The sequence below is a fragment of the Desulfosporosinus orientis DSM 765 genome, assembly GCF_000235605.1.
GTDB classification, from domain to species: Bacteria; Bacillota; Desulfitobacteriia; order Desulfitobacteriales; family Desulfitobacteriaceae; genus Desulfosporosinus; species Desulfosporosinus orientis.
Genome location: NC_016584.1, coordinates 1213968 through 1235131 on the forward strand (window position 1 = coordinate 1213968; position 21164 = coordinate 1235131).

Annotated in this window: 17 protein-coding genes; all 17 read left to right on the forward strand. The window is 42.1% G+C overall.

The annotated features are described in order from the left end of the window. The first annotated feature begins 2 nt into the window (after window positions 1–2). Window positions 3–362, forward strand: coding sequence for a hypothetical protein (locus tag DESOR_RS05825; protein ID WP_014183678.1), 360 nt, complete (start codon window positions 3–5; stop codon window positions 360–362). Between the two features lie 180 nt (window positions 363–542). Continuing rightward, a complete protein-coding gene (locus DESOR_RS05830) occupies window positions 543–926 on the forward strand; it encodes a hypothetical protein (RefSeq protein WP_014183679.1) in 384 nt (127 codons plus the stop codon). A gap of 509 nt (window positions 927–1435) precedes the next feature. Continuing rightward, window positions 1436–1585, forward strand: a complete 150-nt coding sequence (locus tag DESOR_RS05835) for an oxaloacetate decarboxylase subunit gamma (protein WP_014183680.1) — start codon at window positions 1436–1438, stop codon at window positions 1583–1585. A gap of 18 nt (window positions 1586–1603) precedes the next feature. Then, entirely contained in the window at window positions 1604–2716 is a 1113-nt protein-coding gene (locus DESOR_RS05840; protein ID WP_014183681.1) for a sodium ion-translocating decarboxylase subunit beta, read from the forward strand. Between the two features lie 168 nt (window positions 2717–2884). Beyond that, on the forward strand, window positions 2885–3088 hold the full coding sequence (locus DESOR_RS05845; RefSeq protein WP_282434410.1) for an acyl-CoA carboxylase biotin carboxyl carrier protein subunit: 204 nt from the start codon (window positions 2885–2887) through the stop codon (window positions 3086–3088). 80 nt (window positions 3089–3168) lie between these two features. Then, window positions 3169–4956, forward strand: coding sequence for an acyl-CoA carboxylase subunit beta (locus DESOR_RS05850; RefSeq protein WP_014183683.1), 1788 nt, complete (start codon window positions 3169–3171; stop codon window positions 4954–4956). Window positions 4957–5869: 913 nt separating this feature from the next. Beyond that, window positions 5870–6082: an acyl-CoA carboxylase biotin carboxyl carrier protein subunit gene (locus DESOR_RS05855; RefSeq protein ID WP_014183684.1), complete on the forward strand. Its 213-nt coding sequence runs from the start codon at window positions 5870–5872 to the stop codon at window positions 6080–6082. A gap of 96 nt (window positions 6083–6178) precedes the next feature. Continuing rightward, the gene (locus DESOR_RS05860; RefSeq protein WP_014183685.1) at window positions 6179–7936 is read left to right on the forward strand and encodes an acyl-CoA carboxylase subunit beta; all 1758 of its coding nucleotides are present in this window, start codon (window positions 6179–6181) and stop codon (window positions 7934–7936) included. Between the two features lie 115 nt (window positions 7937–8051). Continuing rightward, a complete protein-coding gene (locus DESOR_RS05865) occupies window positions 8052–9209 on the forward strand; it encodes an acyl-CoA dehydrogenase family protein (protein ID WP_014183686.1) in 1158 nt (385 codons plus the stop codon). Between the two features lie 18 nt (window positions 9210–9227). Then, on the forward strand, window positions 9228–11333 hold the full coding sequence (locus tag DESOR_RS05870) for a sigma-54-dependent Fis family transcriptional regulator (protein WP_014183687.1): 2106 nt from the start codon (window positions 9228–9230) through the stop codon (window positions 11331–11333). 216 nt (window positions 11334–11549) lie between these two features. Further along, window positions 11550–12668, forward strand: coding sequence for a sodium ion-translocating decarboxylase subunit beta (locus DESOR_RS05875; protein ID WP_014183688.1), 1119 nt, complete (start codon window positions 11550–11552; stop codon window positions 12666–12668). Window positions 12669–12927: 259 nt separating this feature from the next. Then, complete coding sequence (locus DESOR_RS05880) at window positions 12928–13929, forward strand: TAXI family TRAP transporter solute-binding subunit (protein ID WP_014183689.1); 1002 nt, start codon at window positions 12928–12930, stop codon at window positions 13927–13929. 17 nt (window positions 13930–13946) lie between these two features. Then, window positions 13947–15944: a TRAP transporter permease gene (locus DESOR_RS05885; RefSeq protein WP_014183690.1), complete on the forward strand. Its 1998-nt coding sequence runs from the start codon at window positions 13947–13949 to the stop codon at window positions 15942–15944. Window positions 15945–15991: 47 nt separating this feature from the next. Continuing rightward, window positions 15992–18097 carry an acetate--CoA ligase family protein gene (locus DESOR_RS05890; RefSeq protein WP_014183691.1) on the forward strand — a complete coding sequence of 702 codons (2106 nt, stop codon included), beginning with the start codon at window positions 15992–15994 and terminating at the stop codon, window positions 18095–18097. 479 nt (window positions 18098–18576) lie between these two features. Then, the gene (locus tag DESOR_RS05895) at window positions 18577–19428 is read left to right on the forward strand and encodes an amidohydrolase family protein (protein WP_014183692.1); all 852 of its coding nucleotides are present in this window, start codon (window positions 18577–18579) and stop codon (window positions 19426–19428) included. A 46-nt stretch (window positions 19429–19474) separates the two neighbouring features. Continuing rightward, a complete protein-coding gene (locus DESOR_RS05900) occupies window positions 19475–20266 on the forward strand; it encodes an enoyl-CoA hydratase/isomerase family protein (RefSeq protein WP_014183693.1) in 792 nt (263 codons plus the stop codon). 20 nt (window positions 20267–20286) lie between these two features. After that, entirely contained in the window at window positions 20287–21033 is a 747-nt protein-coding gene (locus tag DESOR_RS05905; protein WP_014183694.1) for an SDR family NAD(P)-dependent oxidoreductase, read from the forward strand. The last annotated feature ends 131 nt before the right edge of the window (window positions 21034–21164 follow it).

Consider the following 21164-nt stretch of genomic DNA (forward strand, 5'->3'; position numbering starts at 1 on the left):
TGATGAATAGCGAAATGAGTCAATATATAACAATCATAGTTTTCACTCTTATATTGATTGCCTTGGTTCGACTCGCTATCCCTTTTAAAATTAAACGTATTACTCGCAAAAGTGAAAACGTGCAAAATAACCTCAATAATAAAACTGTGAAAAACTATATTAGTTTTTTGCGTATGAATACTCTTATTAATGCTCCAGAGATAGGCCAAGTATTACGAGAAACTCAATTAGTGATCAATGAGGCAGCACATATTGACAGTAGATTAAAATTAGGACTCTATCAAGTTCTTAAGGGAAAACGGATCATGGGAATTCAACAGATTAACCCAGTATACTTGGATAAGAATGGTAACAGAATCTAATTGCGTAAATTATCAATCATGAATACTAAATAAGACCAGCTAATAAGTTTTTAAGAGTTATTGCCAATGACAATTTATTGGATTTGGCTAGTCTTAGTTGGTATTATAGTGATTTGTTTATATAATACGATCTCTCTTAATTGTTAAACAGGTTTTCTGGAGAAAAAGGAGTTGTTTCGAATGTATCAAGTGCAAAGCAAAGAAGTAAACTGTAGAGCCTGTGGCAAGACTGTTTTAGAGAATTCTCATCATTGTCAGCACTGTGGCGTCGGAGCTCCAGGAATTCATAGTAGATGCCCTAAATGTAAATCGGAAAATTATGTCTATCATAAATATGGTTATGCCTTTATGCGCGCGCTATTAGCAACTTGTGTTTGCGGTCCCCTCGGTCCTGTCTTTGGTTTTATAGGCTATAATAGAACCGAATGTATCTGCTTGTCCTGTAATCAGGGATGGTTTCCTTATCAGAAGGATGAACAGCTCAGCCCCTTTAACACTCTTGTCGGTGAAGAAGGTAAAATGAGTCGGAGATTTAAGAAAATACCCGATAATATTTCTGTGTAATTGCCAGAATTCTAGCGGTTGTAAAAGGTAATATGGACGTATGGAAATAGAGAGGCATTTCCATACGTCCATATTTATTTGCGTCTTTAGCGGTATTGAAGGCTATTTTGAAAATATGTCCATTGTCCATATTTCAGGAAAAGTGTACTGAAAATACAACAGCTAATGAAGCTTTTCTGGTAAAAGTGTGGCAAGACATATTATATGTATATTTTTTAAAAATAAAAAGTTGAAATTCAAGTTGATCTTTAAGTTTAAATAGAAATTATAGTCCATATAAGCTATTTGAAAAAATAGATGTAAAACTAAAAAAATGGCATAAGTATTGCATAGTTATAGGTATAGAACTGAACATTTTCAAATATATCAAATGACCTGGTGCAGGAGGTGGAAAAAGAAATTACAAGAAAGTGTATCTGAAAAAGGGTACTTAATTTCTGTTTTAAATAAACTTCTGTCTGGATGACTTAGGGCCAAATGCGAAATTAAGAGCAGGAAGGAGGAGAAAAATGTCATTAGCGCTAGTCACTTTTATTTCGGGAGTATCTGGAGTTTTTATCGTCATGATCTTTTTGCAGATAATGGTCAATTTAAGCTCCAAACTTGCAATTGCAATAGAGAAGAAAAAGGAAGAACCTGTTAAAGAAATTAATGTATAAAGAAGGTGAGTGACACAAATGGAGCTATTACAAACCATGTGGACATCTATGGCCTTCGATAGTCTCTACTGGGGCAATCTTGTTATGTGGGCTATAGCGTTCATATTTATCTATCTGGCCATTAAGAAGGGTTTTGAACCTTTGCTTCTATTACCCATAGCCTTTGGTATTCTTTTAGTTAATCTTCCATCCGATATTATGATGGAAAATCAAGGGTTACTCTGGCGCTTTTACCACTATGGTGAAGAGTGGGCCATCATCCCTCCTCTTATCTTCCTCGGTATTGGAGCAATGACGGATTTTGGCCCAGTTATTGCTAATCCTAAGACGCTGATACTTGGGGCAGGGGCTCAAGGTGGGGTTTATGTAACCTTCTTTGGAGCTTTAGCCTTAGGCTTTAATATAGATCAAGCGGCTGTTATCGGAATTATCGGCGGTGCGGACGGACCTACCACCATTTTTCTAGCGTCTAAACTAGCCCCGGAAATGATGGGGATCTGCGCAGTAGCTGCTTACTCCTATATGGCGCTGGTACCTGTTATCCAACCCCCGGTCATGAAATTACTTACGACAGAAGCTCAAAGAAAGATCCGTATGAAATCATTACGTAAGGTATCCAAACTGGAAAAAATGTTCTTCCCGATTATTACAGTCATCGTCATTACTCTGGTTGTACCCGATGCTGCTGCTCTGATGGGCATGTTTTGCTTTGGTAATCTGATGAGGGAATCTGGAGTGGTCGATCGTTTGAGCCTTACAGCCCAAAATGAATTAATGAATATCGTCACCATCTTCTTAGGAATATCAGTGGGTGCTACTATGCCGGCAGAGGTATTTTTAACGCCTAAGGTTATCGGCGTATTCTTATTGGGTTCAGTAGCGTTTGCCTGTGCTACCGCTTGTGGTATTGGGTTGGCCCAACTTATGAACCTGTTCCTCAAAGAAAAAATCAATCCATTAATTGGAGCCGCGGGTGTTTCAGCGGTTCCTATGGCAGCCCGAGTTGCTCATAAAGTAGGTTCGGAAGCAGATAAGAAGAACTATCTTTTAATGCATGCAATGGGCCCAAACGTAGCTGGTGTTATTGGTACAGCCGTAGCAGCAGGTATGTTCATTAGTGTATTAAAGTAATCAAGGTTTTCCCCATCGACATCCGAATGTTCAAGAACGTTTAAAAAGCCAGTTAAAGCAATCGAAGCAGTTATAGGCATATATAAAACAAACCTCAATCTAAGCTCAAGGGAACCTTTAAATTTAAATATAAAAAAGTAATTTAAGGAGGAGATTAAAATAGCAAACATTGAAAGCCCAATGGCAGCTAAAGTATTTCAGATTCTTATTAAGGTAGGAGAAGCTATTGCAGAAGATGATGAAGTAATCGTACTTGAAGCTTTGAAAATGGAAAACCCAGTGTACGCTCCCGAAGGCGGCGTAGTAAAAGAGATCAAAGTTAAAGAAGGCCAGCAAGTTGAGGAAGGCGATGTACTCATTGTTTTAGAATAGACCTTAAGATAAAGAGGGCAAGCTTGGAAGGTTGAGTGAGAATCAACTTCCAAGATGTTTTCTAATAAGGAGTGGTTTTGGTGAGTGAATTTGGCTATTCCATGCCCAAATATTTCCGAAAAATGGATGACCTGGGTAAAGCCTTAAAAAAGGTTAATACAAAAAATGTCGATGAACTGTTAGCCGTCGAGGCTGAAATCGATGCTGAAGTCAATCGAATTAAAACAGGTGGAAAGGCAACCGAAAAGGTTAATGCCGGTGGAGAATGGACGGCATGGCAGCGTATTGAATACTTAGTCGAACCCGGTACTTGGTGTCCGCTGCATACTATCTATGATCCAACCGCCAACGAAGAGGGTACGACGGCAGTTATCGACGGAATTGGTAAAGTCAACGGTAAATGGGTCGTGGTTATCGCCTCAGACAATAAATATTTGGCGGGTGCTTGGATTCCAGGGCAGGCTGACAACATTACAAGAGTCACTGACATAGCCAAGAGGATGAATCTGCCGTTAGTATGGATCTTAAACTGCAGCGGTGTTAAACTCAGTCATCAAGAAGAAGTATACGCGAATCGTATCGGTGGAGGAACGCCCTTCTATCGACATACAGAGCTGGAGCAAATGGGACTGCCCGTCATCGTCGGTATCTACGGAACAAATCCAGCCGGTGGCGGATATCATAGCATCAGTCCTACCATTTTGATCGCTCATCAAAAGGCAAACATGGCCGTTGGCGGCGCTGGTATTGTTGGTGGTATGAGCCCTAAAGGTTATGTCGATGAAGAAGCAGCACAGGCCTTAATCGACGCAACCCGTGGATTCAAATCAACGCCTCCCGGAAGAGTGGAAATTCACCACGGAGTTACGGGTTTCTTCCGTGAGGTCGCCGAAAGTGAAGAAGCGGTTCTCGACCAAATCAAAAAATATGTGGGGGCTCTGCCTGCCTATAATCCAGAATTCTTCAGAGTTGCTAATCCAGCCGAACCTAAATTTTCTGGAGACGATCTCCGGAGTATCGTTCCAGCCAACCAGAAGAGAGGGTACGATATCTACGAAGTCTTAGCGCGCCTTTTTGACAACAGCGAGCACATGGAATATAAGCCAGACTTTGGTTTGGAAATGTATACAGGTATCGCTAAAATCGATGGATTACTCTGTGGATTTGTAGCGAACAAACAAGGCGTCTTAAAGAACTATCCGGAATATACCAAAGAGTATATCGGTATCGGTGGTAAACTCTATCGTCAAGGCCTCATTAAGATGAGCGAGTTTGTAACGTTATGTAATCGTGATAAACTGCCCATCGTTTGGATTCAAGATACGACAGGGATTGACGTCGGGGATATAGCAGAATCCGCTGAACTATTAGGTTTAGGGCAGTCGCTGATTTATTCGATCCAGAACACGGATGTTCCTCAGATGGAAATCACCCTCAGAAAAGGAACTGCTGCTGCTCACTATGTCTTAGGCGGACCACAAGGTATAAAAACCAATGCTTTTAGTATTGGGACAGCAGCCACTGAGATCAACGTAATGCATGGAGAAACAGCTGCGGCAGCTATGTATTCACGTAGGTTAGTTAAAGATCAAGACAGTGGTAAACCACTCGATGGTACGATAGCCAAGATGAATGAACTGATACAGGCTTACAGTGACAAATCGAAACCGGCCTTCTGTGCCAAGAAAGGTTTCGTCGATGAAATTGTTAAGATGCCGGAATTACGTAACTATATTAAAGCCTTTGTCGGTGGAGTCTATCAAAATCCAAAAGCGATTTGCCCAATCCATCAAATGATTACTCCAAGAGCCATTAAAGATCATAGGGATGTCTATGTGAATAAGTGTACTGTAAGAGAGAGTGAATAGTATCTTGTTAAAACAAAATGAAATAAAGCGAGCTGTTAAAAACAGCCCGCTTTATTTCCACGGTGATGCCTGAAGTCTGAGGGATATTTATTGATGAATAGCGAAATGAGTCAATATATAACGATCATAGTTTTCACTCTTATATTAATGCTCCAAAGATAGGCCAAGTATTACGAGAAACTCAATTAGTTATCAATGAGGCAGCACCTATTGAACTTTTGAAGAATGGCAACAGAATCTAACGGTGGACACAAGCAGTCTCTTCTGCATAATTCTAAGCTTTTTAATTTGGACGATGATAGAAAGTTAGTCGATATAGTATTTCTATTGCGCAAATGCATACTGCGGTGGATGTTCTGACTAGGCATAGAATATGCATAGCTGTAAGTTGAACCAGATAATTCGACTAAGCGATATAGCTATAAGTAATGAATAAGGTATAAGAAAGCGGTGATTTCTTATGTCCTTATTCATTTTTACATATATCAAATTTATATGTTTTATAAACAACTCCTTGAGTCAGGGTAGGTTTTGGCTCATAGCAATTCACAAAAGTATGCAAGATACTACCGTTAAAATTGTATGAAGCAAGTACCATTATTGATAAAATTTTACTATTGCACCGCTGCATAAAAGAGTTGTAATATTCTGACTAATTAGATAATATAATTTACAAGTTATTAAAATATGCTCTACTGCATGAAAGCCAGTCTATTACAGTGTTATAGGGGGCCATTACTAATGCAATTATGAACGATAGATAACTTCATTACATTTTGGAGGAAGATTGATCAAACCTATAAGGAAAGCATTATGCAAGTACAAATAATTATGCATCTTTAAATCATTGGATCAACTCCGTAGCTAATTGAGGTTCTTGTCAATAAGGCCTATTGAGAGGAGGTGAAATCCTATGGCAAATCTAGTTTCACCGTTGGCAGGGAAAGTTTGGAAGATCAATGTAGCCGTTGGAGACGTGGTGGAGATGGATGACGAAATAATAATCTTAGAAGCGTTAAAAATGGAAACTCCCATTTATGCAGATGAGCCTGGCAGAGTGGTTAAGATCGACGTTAAAGAAGGGGAAAGTGTCAGCGAAGACCAGGTATTAGTCGTCATAGAGTAATCATTCTTACATTTGGATAATAGCTTTGCTCCTAGGAAGCATCTGCTTTCTAGGGGCAAAAGTATCCGAGTATACGAGAAGGGAGATTTAGTATCTATGGACAGAAAGCAAGCGGCATTACGCCCTTACTTTGAAAAGATGCCGGACATTGGGAAACCATTAAGTGCTGGGGAAATAAAACGAACTGAAGAAAATATAAAACTCGTTCAAGAACAAGAGGAAATTATCGCCAAAGCCGTTGAAAAGGTTAAAAATGCAGGAACCCCTGCCGAAGTCATTAGAAAAAAAGGCCAGATGACGGTTTGGGATAGACTCGACTATTTGGTTGATGAAGGAACGTGGTGCCCTTTACATACACTTTATAACCCCAGAGATAACGAAGAAGGATGCACGGGTGTTGTAGATGGTCTTGGAAAAATCGAAGGGAAATGGGCAGTCATTATTGGTTTCGATAATAAGGTTATGGCTGGGGCCTGGATCTCTGGCCAAGCTGAAAATATGTTAAGAGTTACTGATCTTGCTAAAAGACTGAATATTCCGTTAGTTTGGCTTACTAATTGTAGTGGAGTTAAATTGATGGAGCAAGAAAACGTGTATGCTGATAGGCGAGGAAGCGGAGCGACTTTCTTTAGACATGCAGAGCTGAATCGACTGGGCATTCCGATCCTCAATGGTATTTATGGCACTAACCCTGCTGGCGGAGGATATCAAGGAATCAGCCCGACGATCCTTATAGCCCATAAGGATGCTAATATTGCTGTGGGGGGAGCTGGAATCGTTGGAGGGATGAATCCTAAGGGTTTTTTCGACTTAGAGTCAGCTCAACAATTAATCGATGCGACCCAGGGATTTAAGGCCAAGGCGCCTGGTCGTATAGAGACTCATTTTGATGAGACAGCCTACTTTAGAGAAGTTTATGATAGTGAAATCGGTGTCTTAGATGGCATCAAAGAGTATATGAGTGGCTTGCCAGCCTATGATCCCAAAGTGTTTAGAGTAGCGGAGCCGGCAGAACCTAAGTATCCAGGTCTGGAGCTGAACCGCCTGCTTCCAGCCAATCAAAGACGGCCTTATGATGCCATGCAAATCCTGGCACGTCTTACGGATAACAGCGAATTTATGGAGTACCGGCCGGAATATGGACCGGAAGTCTTTACGGGAATTGCCAAAATAGATGGTTTCCCGGTAGGGATTATTGGCAACAGGCAAGGAATGCTGCCCAAATATCCGGAATATGCTGAAAGAGCTTATGTGGGAATCGGAGGTAAGCATTACCGACAGGGATTAATTAAACAGTCCGAATTTGTCACTTTATGCGGCCGGGATAATTTGCCGATTATCTGGCTTCAGGATACCACAGGCATTGATGTTGGGGACGTTGCCGAGAGAGCGGAATTACTGGCTCTGGGTCAAAGCCTGATTTATTCTATTGAAAAGACGGATATCGCCATGATATGCATTGTTTTAAGAAAAGGTACAGCTGCTGCCCATTATATTATGGGAGGGCCTCAAGCCAATGAAAATAACGCCTTTACCTTAGGAACTCCTTTGACAGAAATTTACGTAATGCACGGGGAAACAGCGGCGGCGGCATCTTATGCCCGCAGGCTGGTTAAAGAACAAGAGGTAGGTAAGGACTTAGAGCCGGTTATTGAGAAAATGAATCAAATGGTAAAAGATTACGAAGAGAAGTCCAGACCTGCTTATTGTGCAAAGCTCGGCCTTGTGGATGAGATTGTAGGACTGTCGGATTTAAGAAGCTATTGTGTAGCTTTTGCCAGTGCAAATTATCAAAATCCCAAGTCGATTACTCCCATCCATCAGATGATCTTACCTAGGACCATTAAGGGATAAAATTACTGAATTACTCGGATATAGAAGGTAACAGGATTTCATCTTGGTTTTGTAGAGCTTAAGAGTATACATTCTCCTATAAGGTTACAAAAAATTTGATAAGGAGGGATACAGAATGGATTTTGGATTAACTGAAGAACAAAGAATGGTTCAAGAGATGGCTCGTGATTTCGCAGAAAAAGAAATAGGTCCTTATGTTGAAGAGGATGAAGAAAATCATTATTACCGCAGAGAGATCTTAAGCAAAATGGGAAAGTTAGGGCTGTTAGGGTGGAGCATTCCCGAAGAGTATGGTGGAAATGGCATGGGGTGGATGGAAGCAGTGACAGCTTTATACGAAATAGCCAAGGTTCATACTTCCTGGAGGCTAAGTATCAGTGGCAACGTCTGGGGCCCAGCAATGACGATTAATGAATGGGGTACTAAGGAACAAAAACAAACGTATATACCCCGCCTTGTGAGTGGCGATTCAGTAGGAAGCTTTGCAATGACAGAAGCCAATACCGGTTCTGATGTAGCTAGTATGAAGACTTTAGCTGAGGATAAAGGCGACCATTGGCTGATCAATGGCTCAAAGATGTGGATATCCGGAGGACACACTTGTGATATCGGACTTCTTTATGCCGTCACAGAAAAAGGCGCAGGAGCCAAAGGAATATCCTGCTTTATCATTGACTACAACAAAACCCCTGGTGTAACCAGAATTCCCATACTTAAGAAAGTTGGAATGTGGCCAGCTCCGACTTCGGAATTAGTGTTTGAAAATGCAATGATTCCGAAAGAAAACCTGTTAGGTCCACTTAATAAAGGCTTTCAAATATGTATGTGGATGTTAAACAATACTCGGATGGGCTGCGCTACTGGTTCTGCTGCTCTTTCAGCAGCCTGTCTGGAAGGTTCAGTTCAATATGCTAATGAGCGTACTCAATTTGGAAAACAGATTGGAAAGTATCAAATGATTCAGCAGCAGATTGCAGAAATGAAGCTAGAAGATGAAGCAGCTAAATATCTCGTTTATCGAGCTGCCTGGTTAAAAGAAAACAAGTTGCCCAGTCAACAGGCGACATCCATGGCTAAGCTATATGGCTCTATTGCAGCGGTTCATGCCGCAAACATAGCCATGAAAATCTACGGCTCATATGGCTATTCGACTGAATATCCTTGCGGTAGATGGCTCCGCGATGCTAAGCAGTTTGAGACACTTGAAGGAACATCGAATATTCATATGCAGATTATCTCTAAAATCGAACTTGGTTACCAGCCAAATAGATAGTCTAAGGAGGAAAATACTTTGCAGCGTGTTGGCCAAGTAATGTCACGACTTTCTGTATGCCTTTACAGTTTCCATACTATTGGAGATGCGCTTACTTTAATGAAGGAAAAAAAAGTGACTGGCTTGCCTTTGCTCAATGATCAAGGCCATTTACTGGGTATGGTTACCAAAGAGCAGATTTTTGAGAAAGGCTTAGAACGGTTCTCGGCAGAGACTAAGGCTATTGACTATTTGACCACGCGTTTCTTTCCTTTAAAGGAAGATGCATTATTGGAAGATGTTACGGATTTACCCTTTGATATTTACCCGGTGTTAAATAACCTAGAAGAAATAATTGGTGTAGTAACTAAGAATTCTTTGATTCAGGCTTATCTTCAACAGGCCCAATTACGTAGACAAGAACTCGAGGCGGTTTTTGACTCAGCGCACAATGCCATTATAGCTATAAATAAACAGGGCATCATAACATCTCTAAACCCAGCGGCAGAAAGACCTACTCGTTCAACAAAAGAAGAAGCCGTCGGACGTTTTTTAAACGATGTCATTATCCCTACAGGTCTCTTAGATGTTGTTCGCAGTGGAATACCCGAATTTGGAGCCAAATTTCAGGTGGGCCGCAGATTGTATATCTCCAATCGGACACCAATTATTAGAGACGGGGAAGTCGTAGGGGCGGTAGGAGTATTCCAAGACGTTTCCGAGATAGAAAAGGTTTTGCAAGAACTAAGAAGTGTCAAACAACTTAATGAAGAGCTCCAGACAATTATTGCTTCTTCGTATGATGGGTTAATCATTTGTGACGGACAAGGTGAAATACTGCGCTGTAACCCTGCTGTGGGAAGAATATTAGAAGTTGCTTGGGCGGATCTAGTGGGGAGATCGTTTAAAGAACTTGTGGAGAAAGAGGTTTTCGAGAATAATATTATTCATCTAGTTAGAAAAAAGGATGGTGTTGTAAGTCTTCTGGAAAGGACCTTTGATAAGCATACCTTGGTCATCACAGGCAATCCAGTCTATGATGAAGAAGGGGACATCATAAAAATTGTCATTAACATAAGAGATATGAGTGAATTGCTATTTCTAAGGGAAGCTCTGGAAGAGAGTAAACAACTCTCGGAAAAGTATCAGTCTCAGATCGCACAGATGAGGAATAATCAAGAAACGAGTCCTGAGTGGAGGTCCTGTTCCGTTATCATGGACAATGTGAAGGATCTTGCTACTAGGGTAAGTCAAGTAGATTCGCCTGTAGTATTAGTTGGAGAACAAGGGGTAGGCAAGGAAGATATTGCAAGACTAATCCATTCCAAGAGCAAACGTGCTCAAGCCCCTTTTTACAAATTAAATTGCGGATCCCTTCCTAATCATCTGCTAGAGATAGAGCTATTTGGGCAAGAAATCTCCTCTGACGGAACTAAGAGAAAAGCGGGGGTATTCGAGTTAGCAGAAAAGGGTTGTGTTTACCTTGAAGATGTAGGAAAAATACCCTTAAGTTTACAAGGCCGTTTATTGAGAGTACTACAGAATAAGACACAACAAGTTTCAGATGGGAAGAAAAGCATTCCCATCGATGTAAGAATTATCGCTAGTTCCACTACACCGTTAAAAGACTTAGTGGAAAATGGCCTTTTTCGATTGGATCTCTTTTTCAGTCTAAACGTAGTGCCAATTACTATTCCTGCCCTAAGAGAACGTAAAGAAGATCTTATACCCCTAGTTCTTTATTATCTAGAGCAAAACAATAAGCGTCACGGATTAGAGAAGGTTTTTTCTCCAAAAGCAGTTCGCTTATTCTTGAGTTATCCTTGGTTAGGAAATATTCGAGAAATGGCCAACATCATTGAGCGGTTAGTAGTTACCTCAAATCAAAAGCTTATTTCTGAAAGGGAGGTTGACCACGTACTTTATCAAAAGGAAAACAGCGCTCTCAGGTCTGTAACAGTGGCCGGAGTTATTCCGCTCAAGGAAGCTATTGATGATCTAGAACAACAACTGGTTAGATTAGCCATGAAACAGTATCGTACTACCGTTAAAGCTGCTGAGGCATTAGGGGTAAATCAGTCTACAGTCGTACGCAAGTTGAAGAAGTTAAAGGAGATGCAGGGAAATGAAACGGAATCAAGGTGATAAAGTCGTTGTTTCCTTAGAAAGGGTGAGATAAGCATGACTGATTGGAATTTAGCGGTCAAGATTTTTGTAAGCGGTGTAAGTATCGTGATGCTTGTCATGTGTTCGCTACAGCTCTCAGTCGGTGCTTGTTCAATTATCATTAGATCATTTGGAAACCGTAGAGAAAAAGCGAAAGACTAGACTTAGACAACTTGAGAAAGGAGGCGTTAATTCATGGAGAAAGTATTACACGAATTGATTACATCCAGCGGTTTTTTTCATCTAACTTTGGGCAATGTGATCATGTGGACAATAGCCGTTGTCCTTATGTATCTGGCCATTAAAAAGGAATATGAACCCCTTTTGTTATTACCAATTTCCTTTGGAATTTTAGTCGTGAATTTACCACTAACATTTTTGATGGAGCCTGACAGCGGTCTCATCTGGAGATTTTATCACTATGGGATTGACTGGGAAATTATCCCTCCTCTAATTTTTCTTGGCTTAGGTGCTATGACAGATTTTGGTCCAGTAATTGCAAATCCAAAAACCTTGCTCCTAGGTGGGGGTGCACAAATTGGAGTTTATATAACGTTTTTTGTAGCCTTGCTTTTTGGTTTTGATATAAAAGAAGCTGCGTCAATATCCATCGTTGGGGGAGCAGATGGCCCGACAACAATTTATCTGACCTCTAAGCTAGCCTCCCATATGCTTGGACCGGTAGCAGTAGCTGCTTATTCCTATATGGCTCTGGTTCCAATTATTCAGCCACCAATCATGAAACTGCTGACAACCAAGGCCGAGCGAAGAACCGTTATGCGGAAATTACGTACGGTCAGTAAAGTAGAAAAGATAGTATTTCCAGTGGTTACGGGAACGTTAATTATGTTGATTGTACCAGCATCTGCTGCTTTGATGGCTATGTTTATGCTAGGTAACTTGTTTAAGGAGTCGGGTGTCGTTGAAAGACTTACAAAGGCTGCTCAAAACGAATTGATGAATATCGTTACAATTTTTTTAGGTCTTTCCGTAGGCGCTACTATGACTGCGGAGATATTCCTTAAACGAGAGGTGATCTTACTATTTATCCTTGGACTATTTGCCTTTGCTATTGCTACAGCGTCAGGTGTATTGTTAGCAAAGTTTATGAACCTTTTCTTAAAAGAAAAAATCAATCCGCTAATTGGGGCTGCAGGAGTTTCGGCGGTACCTATGTCTGCCAGAGTTGTTCACAAAGTAGGAGCAGAGGAAAATAAGCGGAATTATTTGTTAATGCACGCTATGGGACCCAATGTAGCAGGAGTTATAGGGACCTTGGTTGCAGCATCCGTCATGCTAACGTTTTTACAATAATACTTTGCTAAATTCTAATTAGTAGAACGAAATTCAAAGCCATAAGGGCAAATTTTTTTAGAGAAAATTACCAGAATATTTTAATTTATTTAAATTAGTATGATTTTAATATTTGAATCAAGAACACCATACACGACATAAAGCCATACAGCTGAATGTTGGTGTTTATACATATTAATTAGAAGGGGGGCAAGAGAAAAAATAGAATTTTTTTAATGAACCTTACGTAAAAAAATTATTAAGAGGGGGGCAAATTTATATGCGCAAAATACTTAGCTTAATAATGGTTGTATTTATATCTCTTGCTATGACAGGGTGCGGAAGCAAATCTGCCAATACTTCGGATCAATCATCTGAAAAAGTTGAACGAGTGAACATCGCTACAGGTACAACGTCCGGGGCTTATTACCCTATTGGAAATGCCATGGCTAAAATATGGACTGACAAGGTACCGGGAGTTAAAGCATCAGCCCAATCGACTGAGGCAAGTGCGGCCAACATGAACTTTTTACAGCAGAAAGAAGCGGAAGTTGCTTTTACCATGGCCAATGTGGCAGTGTACGCCTATCAGGGTCAGGATAATTTTTCCGGCCGGGCTAACAAAGACCTGCGCGGCATGACCTTTTTGTATCCTAATGTCACGCAAATTGTGGTGCGCAAGGATTCAGGCATCAACTCCGTCAAGGATCTCCAGGGGAAGCGGTTTGTGCCTGGGGCTACGGGAAGCGGAACGGTAACCAATTCTAAGGAAGTTCTGGATATCTTCGGTCTGAATTTCTGGGATAAAGATAAGAGCAATGTCAATGCGGATTACGTGGGATTCACTGAGGCCAGTGAGCTGCTCAAAAATAAGCAGGCAGATGCCGCTAATTTCTCCGGTGCTATGCCCTTGGCGGCGATTATGGACGTCTCTAATTCCATTGATGTAAAGCTCATTTCCTTGGAACCGGATATGATTCAAAAGATTGTTGAGAAATACCCTTTCTATTATGAATATGTCATTCCTAAAGGAACGTACAAGGGCCAGGAGGAAGATGTACACACGGTAGCCTTAGCCAATCTCTTAGTGACTCGTGCTGATCTCAGTGAAGATTTAATCTATAACCTTACGAAAGGGATTTATGAAAACCTGCCGGATCTCTACAATGCCCATGCCATCACCAAGAACATTAAAAAAGAAGATTCCGGCAAAGGTATGGGTCCGATACCGCTGCATCCGGGCGCTATTAAGTATTTCAAGGAAGTCGGTGTGCTGAAGTAATAAAGGAGGATAACATCATGAGCAAAGTACTGGATAAGCCTGGCGGCGAACAAATCAGTACATTGTCAGACAGTGAAATTGCCTCAGAAGAAGTTGTCCAAGAACTATTAGAGAAATACGACAAGGAATCCCAAGTTCGTAAATTCAAACCCAAATCAAAGACTGGACTGCTGGTCTCGGCCATAGCCATCTCCTTTTCCCTGTTTCATTTGTGGGTGGCAGGTATCGGAACTCTTGAAGCTATTAAGCTGCGTTCCATTCATCTGACTTTTGTTATGGTACTCATCTTTCTTCTATATCCGGCTCGCAAGAAGGGTATGAGAGGTAAACCGGGGATCTTTGACTGGATTATGATTGCCTTAAGTATTGTTGCCGGCCTCTATATGGTATTTGCGAACGAACAACTAGCCCTGCGGGGGGGGCTGCCAATTAATCGGGATTATATCATGGGGGCACTGGGGATCTTGGTTGTCTTTGAAGCGGGACGCCGGTGTTTAGGGAAAGAACTCCCGATTCTGGGTGTACTGTTTCTGCTCTACGCCTACTTTGGAGAGTATATCCCAGGATCCTTTGGCCACAGCGGCTTCAGTCTCAAAAGAATTATTTACCAAATGTATTTAGGTTCTGAAGGAATTTTTGGGGTTGCTTTGGGTGTTTCGGCTACATTTATTTTCCTCTTCATACTTTTCGGGGCTTTTCTGGGGGAAACCGGAATGGCGAAGCTGATCAATGATTCTTCCATGGCTTTGGCTGGGACTTCCCCGGGCGGGCCGGCCAAAGTGGCCGTCTTTGCCAGCGGAATTATGGGAACCATCAGCGGTAGTGCGGTAGCTAATGTAGCAACCACGGGTGCCTTTACTATTCCCCTAATGAAAAGCATCGGTTACCGGCCTCACTTTGCTGCAGCAGTGGAGGCGGTTGCTTCCACTGGCGGGCAGTTTATGCCCCCGATTATGGGTGCGGCAGCCTTTATTATGGCGGAATTCTTAAATATTCCCTATAAAGACATCATGGTTGCTGCCTTGATTCCCGCCTTCCTTTACTATTTAGCGGTATTTACCATGGTACATCTTGAAGCTCTTAAAACCGGCCTAAAAGGTGTGCCTCGCGAACAATTGCCGGTGATGAAACTAGTTCTCAAAGAGCGGGGGCATCTCATAATACCTCTGGCGGCCATCATTTATCTTCTGGTTAAAGGGGTAACTCCCACTTATGCCGCTTTCTATGGGATTCTGGTGGCCATTGGAGCTAGCTTCCTGCGGAAATCCACGCGCATGAGCTGGCGGGGTTTCTTGATGGCCTTGGAAATGGGCGCTAAAGGAAGTATTAGTGTAGCTATTGCTACCGCCGTTGTAGGCGTTATCGTGGGAGTGTCCTCTCTCACCAGCTTGGGGATTACCTTGGGAGACAATATGCTGGCCTTTGCTCACGGCAACTTATTCCCCACCTTGTTGCTGACCATGATTACAGCCATTATTTTGGGCATGGGAATGCCTACCACAGCCGTTTATATTGTGGGCGCCACTATTGCCTCTCCGGCTCTTCTCAAATTAGGGGTCGCACCTTTAGCAGCCCATTTGTTTGTATTCTACTTTGGCAATATCTCTAATGTCACTCCGCCTGTTGCCTTAGCGGCCTTTACCGGAGCAGGAATTGCCAGTGCCAACCCGAGTAAAGTTGGATGGGCCGCAGCCCGCTTAGCGGCTGCAGGGTTTTTGATTCCTTACATTTGGATATACTCGCCGGCTCTGATCGCTCAGGGCAGTATTGGCCATATCCTGGGGTCTCTGGTTACAGCTACGGTAGGAGTTATCGCCCTGGCTTGTGCTGTACAGGGATATATGTTGAATACTACCAACCTGTTCCAAAGAGTTTTTCTGATTATTGCAGCCTTTGGCTTGATTAAGCCTGGGTTGCTTACAGATACGGTAGGGATTTCCGTCTTAGTGATTGTCTTCCTGTGGCAGCGAATTCAGCGTAAATCTGTTAAGACAGAGGGGGTTAATGTTACTTAGCCTTGGAGGGCGAATTGTACTGACTGCTGAGGAGGGGGAATTCGAATATGCAGTATTTTATGGAACCTAAAGATGTGGCGATTATTGGAGCAAGCCAGGATTTTAAGACGATTAACGGCAAAATACTTAAGTATTTGCTGAAGCATCATTACCAAGGGAGAATCTATCCGGTCAATCCCAAGTACCAAGAAATTGCGGGTGTCACCTGTTACGCTTCTGTAGAGGAAATACCCAGAGATGTGGATTTAGCCCTTATTGCAGTGGCTGCAGTTCGAGTGCCTGGAATCTTAAAGGACTGTGGTACCCATGGAATCAAACGTGCCGTTATCTTTTCTTCCGGCTTTGCAGAGACCGGTGCTGAAGGCAAGATAATTCAAGAAGAAATCATCGCGACTGCAAAAAAATATCAGATGCGCTTAATCGGCCCTAATTGCTTGGGAATCCTCAATGCTTCTTCTGGGATGATTGCTTCCTTCAGCGCCTCACTGGAACTGGATTGTATTAAAACCGGTCATTTAGCGTTAGTTTCTCAAAGCGGGGCTGTAGGTTTTATGCTCTTTAATCTTTTGCAGGAAGCTGGGGTGGGTGTCAACTTTGTTGTCACTACCGGAAACGAAGCAGATGTGACAGTCAGCGAAGGTTTGGATTATGTGGTGGAGAACCCTAAGACAAAAGTGATCCTTACTTACCTGGAAGGGTTAAGAGATGGAGAGCCCTTTAAAAAGACTGCTGAGAAAGCAGCAGAAGCAGGGAAACCGATTATCGCCTTGAAAGTCGGTAATTCCAAAAGCGGGCAAAAGGCAGCTGCAACTCATACGGCAGCCTTGGCCGGCTCAGGAGCAGCCTACAAAAGCTTCTTCGATAAAATGGGCATTATTCAGGCTAACGATAGTGATGATATTATCGACTTGGCCCAGGCCTTTGTACCTGGAAAACTCCCTAAAGGGCCAAAGGTAGGAATCGTAACTATGTCCGGCGGGGTGGGCATCTTGCTGGCCGATCGTTCGGAAGAACTGGGCCTGAAAATACCCCAATTAAGCAAAGGATTGCAGGAAGAAGTTCAGAAGGTTATTCCAGCCTTTGGCTGCGCCCAAAATCCTGTGGATGTCACTGCCCAATCCCTGAATCAGGGAGAAGAGTTCAAGAAATGTCTCAAGATCCTTTTAGCCTCAGAGGAACTGGATATGTTGATTGTCGCCATTACCATGGCTACAGGGAAAATGGCCGAGAAAATAGGAATGGACATTGCTGAGGCTGCTTTGGGAACGGATAAGCCCCTTGTCGTTAGTTGGAGTGTTGGTCAAGTATCCAAGCCGGGCTTTGATGTTCTGAAGGATGCGGGAGTTCCTCTCTATCACTCCCCGGCCCGGGCAGCCAAAGTTTTGGGGGCATTATATAAATATGTCAATTTCAAATGCGGCTGGAAGAAAACTTCTGGTGGAGAAATCAATCTTGACAGAAAGGTTAAAGTTCAAAAGGCCCTTAAGGAAAACAGTAAAGTCTTAAGTGAACACTCTACAAAGGAACTGTTAGAGCTTTACGGTCTGCCGGTGACCAAAGAATATGTGGCTAAGAGCGCTGAAGAGGCTGCCGCAATGGCTGAATGTATGGGCTATCCGGTGGTTATGAAGATCGATTCTCCCGATATCCTGCATAAAACAGAAGCAGGAGGGGTTGCCGTTAATATTTCCTCGGCTCAGGAGGCAGAAGCAAAGTTCAAAGAAATTACGGAAAACGGTCGGAATTATAATCCTCAAGCCAAGATCAACGGTATTTTAATTCAGGAACAAGTACCGCCGGGAGTCGAGGTCATCGTTGGTTTGCAGAGAGATCCGGTCTTAGGGACGCAGATCATGTTTGGTCTCGGTGGAATCTTTGTTGAGGTTCTTAAAGATGTGGTATTAAAACCCATACCGTTAAGCCGTGAGGACGCTCAAGAGGTTTTGAACGAGATTAAGGGTGGCGCCCTGTTAAACGGTGTTAGGGGCAGACAGGCGGCAGACAAAGATGCCTTAGTTGAAATCCTGCTTGGAGTCAGTCAATTAGCGGTAGAAGCGGGGGAGGATCTCTTGAGTCTGGATATTAATCCGGTAATGGCATTACCACAAGGTATGGGAGCCAAAATACTCGATGGCGTCATAGTTACGTCTTGAGGTCAGGTATTAAGGGAATTAAATCAGATAATGAATTGTAAACCATGGTTTTACATTTTGTAAAACCTTTTTCTTTTGGCCGCGGTATGTTAAAATATCAACTTTGCTATGATTCTGTTATGGAAGTCTGAATTTCTAGATATTCTAGCGTTTGCTAAAATAAAACATAGGAAATCAGCGTCCGATTTTTCGGAATTTAAGGCGGTTATGGGATATTCATAATCTTAAGTACGGAAAACTAGACATTTATGTACGAAAAATAAGATTCCGGGACAATTACTTACGTAATTTTCAGAAAAATTATAGAAACTTAAGTAAAAACCTTTAGAAATTTAATGACAAAAATTTAACATTTATCAGGTGTTTGTAAGACAAGATCGTTAACAAACGCCTTTTTTTATTGATGTTTATACTTTGGTATAGTTCTTGCTAAGATAAAGAAATATGGTAAGAAAATAAAAAATAAGGGAGATGATTTTATGACAAAGATTATTGATTATTGGCATCAACCATTTACGGAAGAGGGGATGAAGAAAGCTTATATCGATGATCCTGAACAAAACCAGGTTGCTAAATGGTGGGGTCTTGACATTAGAGGACGGACACCAGAAGAGTTTATTGCGGATATGGATAAAAATGGGGTTGATAAAGTACTTATCCCTTCAGGTAAAATTAAGTCTTATACAAGGCAGGTTCTACAGTGGAATTTCCAAACTGAAGATGTCTACAGCATGATCAAGGACTTTCCAACTAGATTATACGGACTACATGGAATCAATGCTGAAGAGAGAATGGATGGAGTAAGAGAGTTAGAGAGAGCTGTTAAGGAATTTGGTTTCGTTGGCGCACATCTACACACCTATGGTTTTGGGTTGCCAGTAAATGACAAACGATACTTCCCATTTTATGCTAAATGTGTTGAACTAGATGTTCCTGTAGTCATGCAAATCGGGCATTCTGCCGAAGCAATGCCTAGTGAAATGGGTCGTCCTATCTTATTGGATGATATTGCCCTCTTTTTCCCAGAATTAAGGATTGTAGCAGCTCATACTGGTTGGCCCTGGGTTGAAGAACTAATAGCGATGTCTTGGAAACATCCGAATATCTATATAGGAACGACAGCTCATGGCCCGAAGTATTGGGATAGTAAATTAGTAGCTTATCTAAATACCAAAGGAAGAGGACTTGGTAAAGTACTGTTTGGTACAGACTTTCCTGTTCTTAATTGGCCTACCTGTATTAAACAAATTGATGCCTTAAGTCTTAAACCTGAAGCAAAAGAATCTTTGTTGAATGGATGTGCAACCAAAGTCTTTAAGTTTAAGGACTAGGATTAATTGTGGATAAATTGCATTTAAAAAAGGGAGGTTAGGTCTTATGAATGGACTTCAGTTATTAACCGTAGATATTAAAGACCACATTGCATGCGTAACCATGAATAGACCTCCTGTCAATGCCCTAAACAATGAATTGGCCAAGGAACTATCAGCGGCATTCTTGAATCTGAAAAATGATCCAGAAGTAAGGGTTATCGTAATTACAAGTTCGCGGAAGGTTTTTGTAGCTGGTGCTGACATTGTCATGATGAAGGGGATTATAGAAACTAAGGCCCTTGGTGAGATGTTGGATTTTGATCGGCGGCTCCAGTTTGCCAATTCAATACTGGAAGATATGCCTAAGCCGACGATTGCGGTAATTAACGGCCACTCGATGGGCGGTGGCACTGAACTCGCCCTCTTTTGCGACTTTCGATTTATTGCAGAAACAGCAACAATAGGATTGCCGGAGATAAATCTAGGGTTGTTGCCAGGCTCAGGAGGTATTCAAAAGATTGTTCGGCTGATCGGTAGAACGAAGGCGCTCCGTTTAATGTTACAGGGCAATGCTCTCTCTGCTCAGGAAGCCTTTAATCTGGGGTTAGTAGAAGAAGTTTGCGCAGCGGAAAACTTGATGGATTCGGCCATGCAGTTAGCACGGAATTTGGCTCAGCGAGCACCAGTCGCCGTTGCCGAAATCAAGAAGTGTGTGAACGCTGCCTTGGAACTGGAACGAGATTCTAGTTTAGCTTATGACGTTCGTGGCTTAGGTAAGTTGTTTGTGACGGAAGATGCGGGAGAAGGACTAAAGGCTTTTCTTGAAAAACGACCTGCCGTGTTCAAAGGCTTTTAGCAAAAGGAGGGGAATCTAACATGCGGTTAGATGGTAAGAACATTATTGTTACAGGGGCTGGCTCAGGTATTGGTAAGGCGATCGCTTTAATGTGTGCTTCTTATGGTGCGGATGTAAGCGCAGCCGACCTAAACTCAGAAGCCTTGAAGTTAACCCAAGTCGAGATTGAAAAACTAGGGCGAAAATGTATGGCTGTAACTACGGATGTTACAAATTTTGAGTCCGTAACAGCGATGGTTAAACAAACCCAAGATAGTCTTGGGCAGATTGATACTTTAATAAATTGCGTTGGTTGGGATATCATTGAGCCATTTTGGAAGAATCCTATAGAATACTGGGATAAAGTAATTGATATCAACTATAAATCAGTCGTTTATTGCTCTCGAGCTGTGCTTGACGGCATGATGGAGAACAAAGCTGGGAAGATCATCAACATTTCTAGTGACGCTGGCAGGGGCGGCAGCAGTGGAGAAACAGTTTACGCGGGTGCCAAAGGAGGGGTCATTGCCTTTACTAAGTCACTGGCTCGTGAAGTTGCTAGATATAACATTTTAGTAAACTGTGTTTGTCCTGGTCCGACAAATACCCCCTTATACCAAGGACAACCAGAAAAAATGAGGCAAGCTTTAGAAAAGGCAATCCCATTGAAACGGGTTGCTGAACCAGAAGAGGTTGCGGGAGCAGCGGTATTCTTTGCTTCCGATTTAGCCAGCTTTATTACGGGTCAAATAATAAGTGTAAGTGGTGGATTGACACTATACGGTTAATAGAAGATGTTGAGACTTAGGCTTCGTTAAAAACAGGAGAGTTACTTTGATAAGAACCCTACCAATGGTTAGTGGTAACTAAGCTTAAGTCTCTTTGTTCAACTTTGTTGGATTAATTGACAACTACAAAT

Bases quoted from the DNA above. Each gene is read 5' to 3' on its own strand.
- DESOR_RS05900 (WP_014183693.1), top strand. From the start codon at position 19,475: ATGAATGGACTTCAGTTATTAACCGTAGATATTAAAGACCACATTGCA.
- DESOR_RS05875 (WP_014183688.1), top strand. From the start codon at position 11,550: ATGGAGAAAGTATTACACGAATTGATTACATCCAGCGGTTTTTTTCAT.
- DESOR_RS05825 (WP_014183678.1), top strand. From the start codon at position 3: ATGAATAGCGAAATGAGTCAATATATAACAATCATAGTTTTCACTCTT.
- DESOR_RS05830 (WP_014183679.1), top strand. From the start codon at position 543: ATGTATCAAGTGCAAAGCAAAGAAGTAAACTGTAGAGCCTGTGGCAAG.
- DESOR_RS05905 (WP_014183694.1), top strand. From the start codon at position 20,287: ATGCGGTTAGATGGTAAGAACATTATTGTTACAGGGGCTGGCTCAGGT.
- DESOR_RS05855 (WP_014183684.1), top strand. From the start codon at position 5,870: ATGGCAAATCTAGTTTCACCGTTGGCAGGGAAAGTTTGGAAGATCAAT.
- DESOR_RS05885 (WP_014183690.1), top strand. From the start codon at position 13,947: ATGAGCAAAGTACTGGATAAGCCTGGCGGCGAACAAATCAGTACATTG.
- DESOR_RS05890 (WP_014183691.1), top strand. From the start codon at position 15,992: ATGCAGTATTTTATGGAACCTAAAGATGTGGCGATTATTGGAGCAAGC.
- DESOR_RS05880 (WP_014183689.1), top strand. From the start codon at position 12,928: ATGCGCAAAATACTTAGCTTAATAATGGTTGTATTTATATCTCTTGCT.
- DESOR_RS05865 (WP_014183686.1), top strand. From the start codon at position 8,052: ATGGATTTTGGATTAACTGAAGAACAAAGAATGGTTCAAGAGATGGCT.
- DESOR_RS05835 (WP_014183680.1), top strand. From the start codon at position 1,436: ATGTCATTAGCGCTAGTCACTTTTATTTCGGGAGTATCTGGAGTTTTT.
- DESOR_RS05895 (WP_014183692.1), top strand. From the start codon at position 18,577: ATGACAAAGATTATTGATTATTGGCATCAACCATTTACGGAAGAGGGG.
- DESOR_RS05840 (WP_014183681.1), top strand. From the start codon at position 1,604: ATGGAGCTATTACAAACCATGTGGACATCTATGGCCTTCGATAGTCTC.
- DESOR_RS05860 (WP_014183685.1), top strand. From the start codon at position 6,179: ATGGACAGAAAGCAAGCGGCATTACGCCCTTACTTTGAAAAGATGCCG.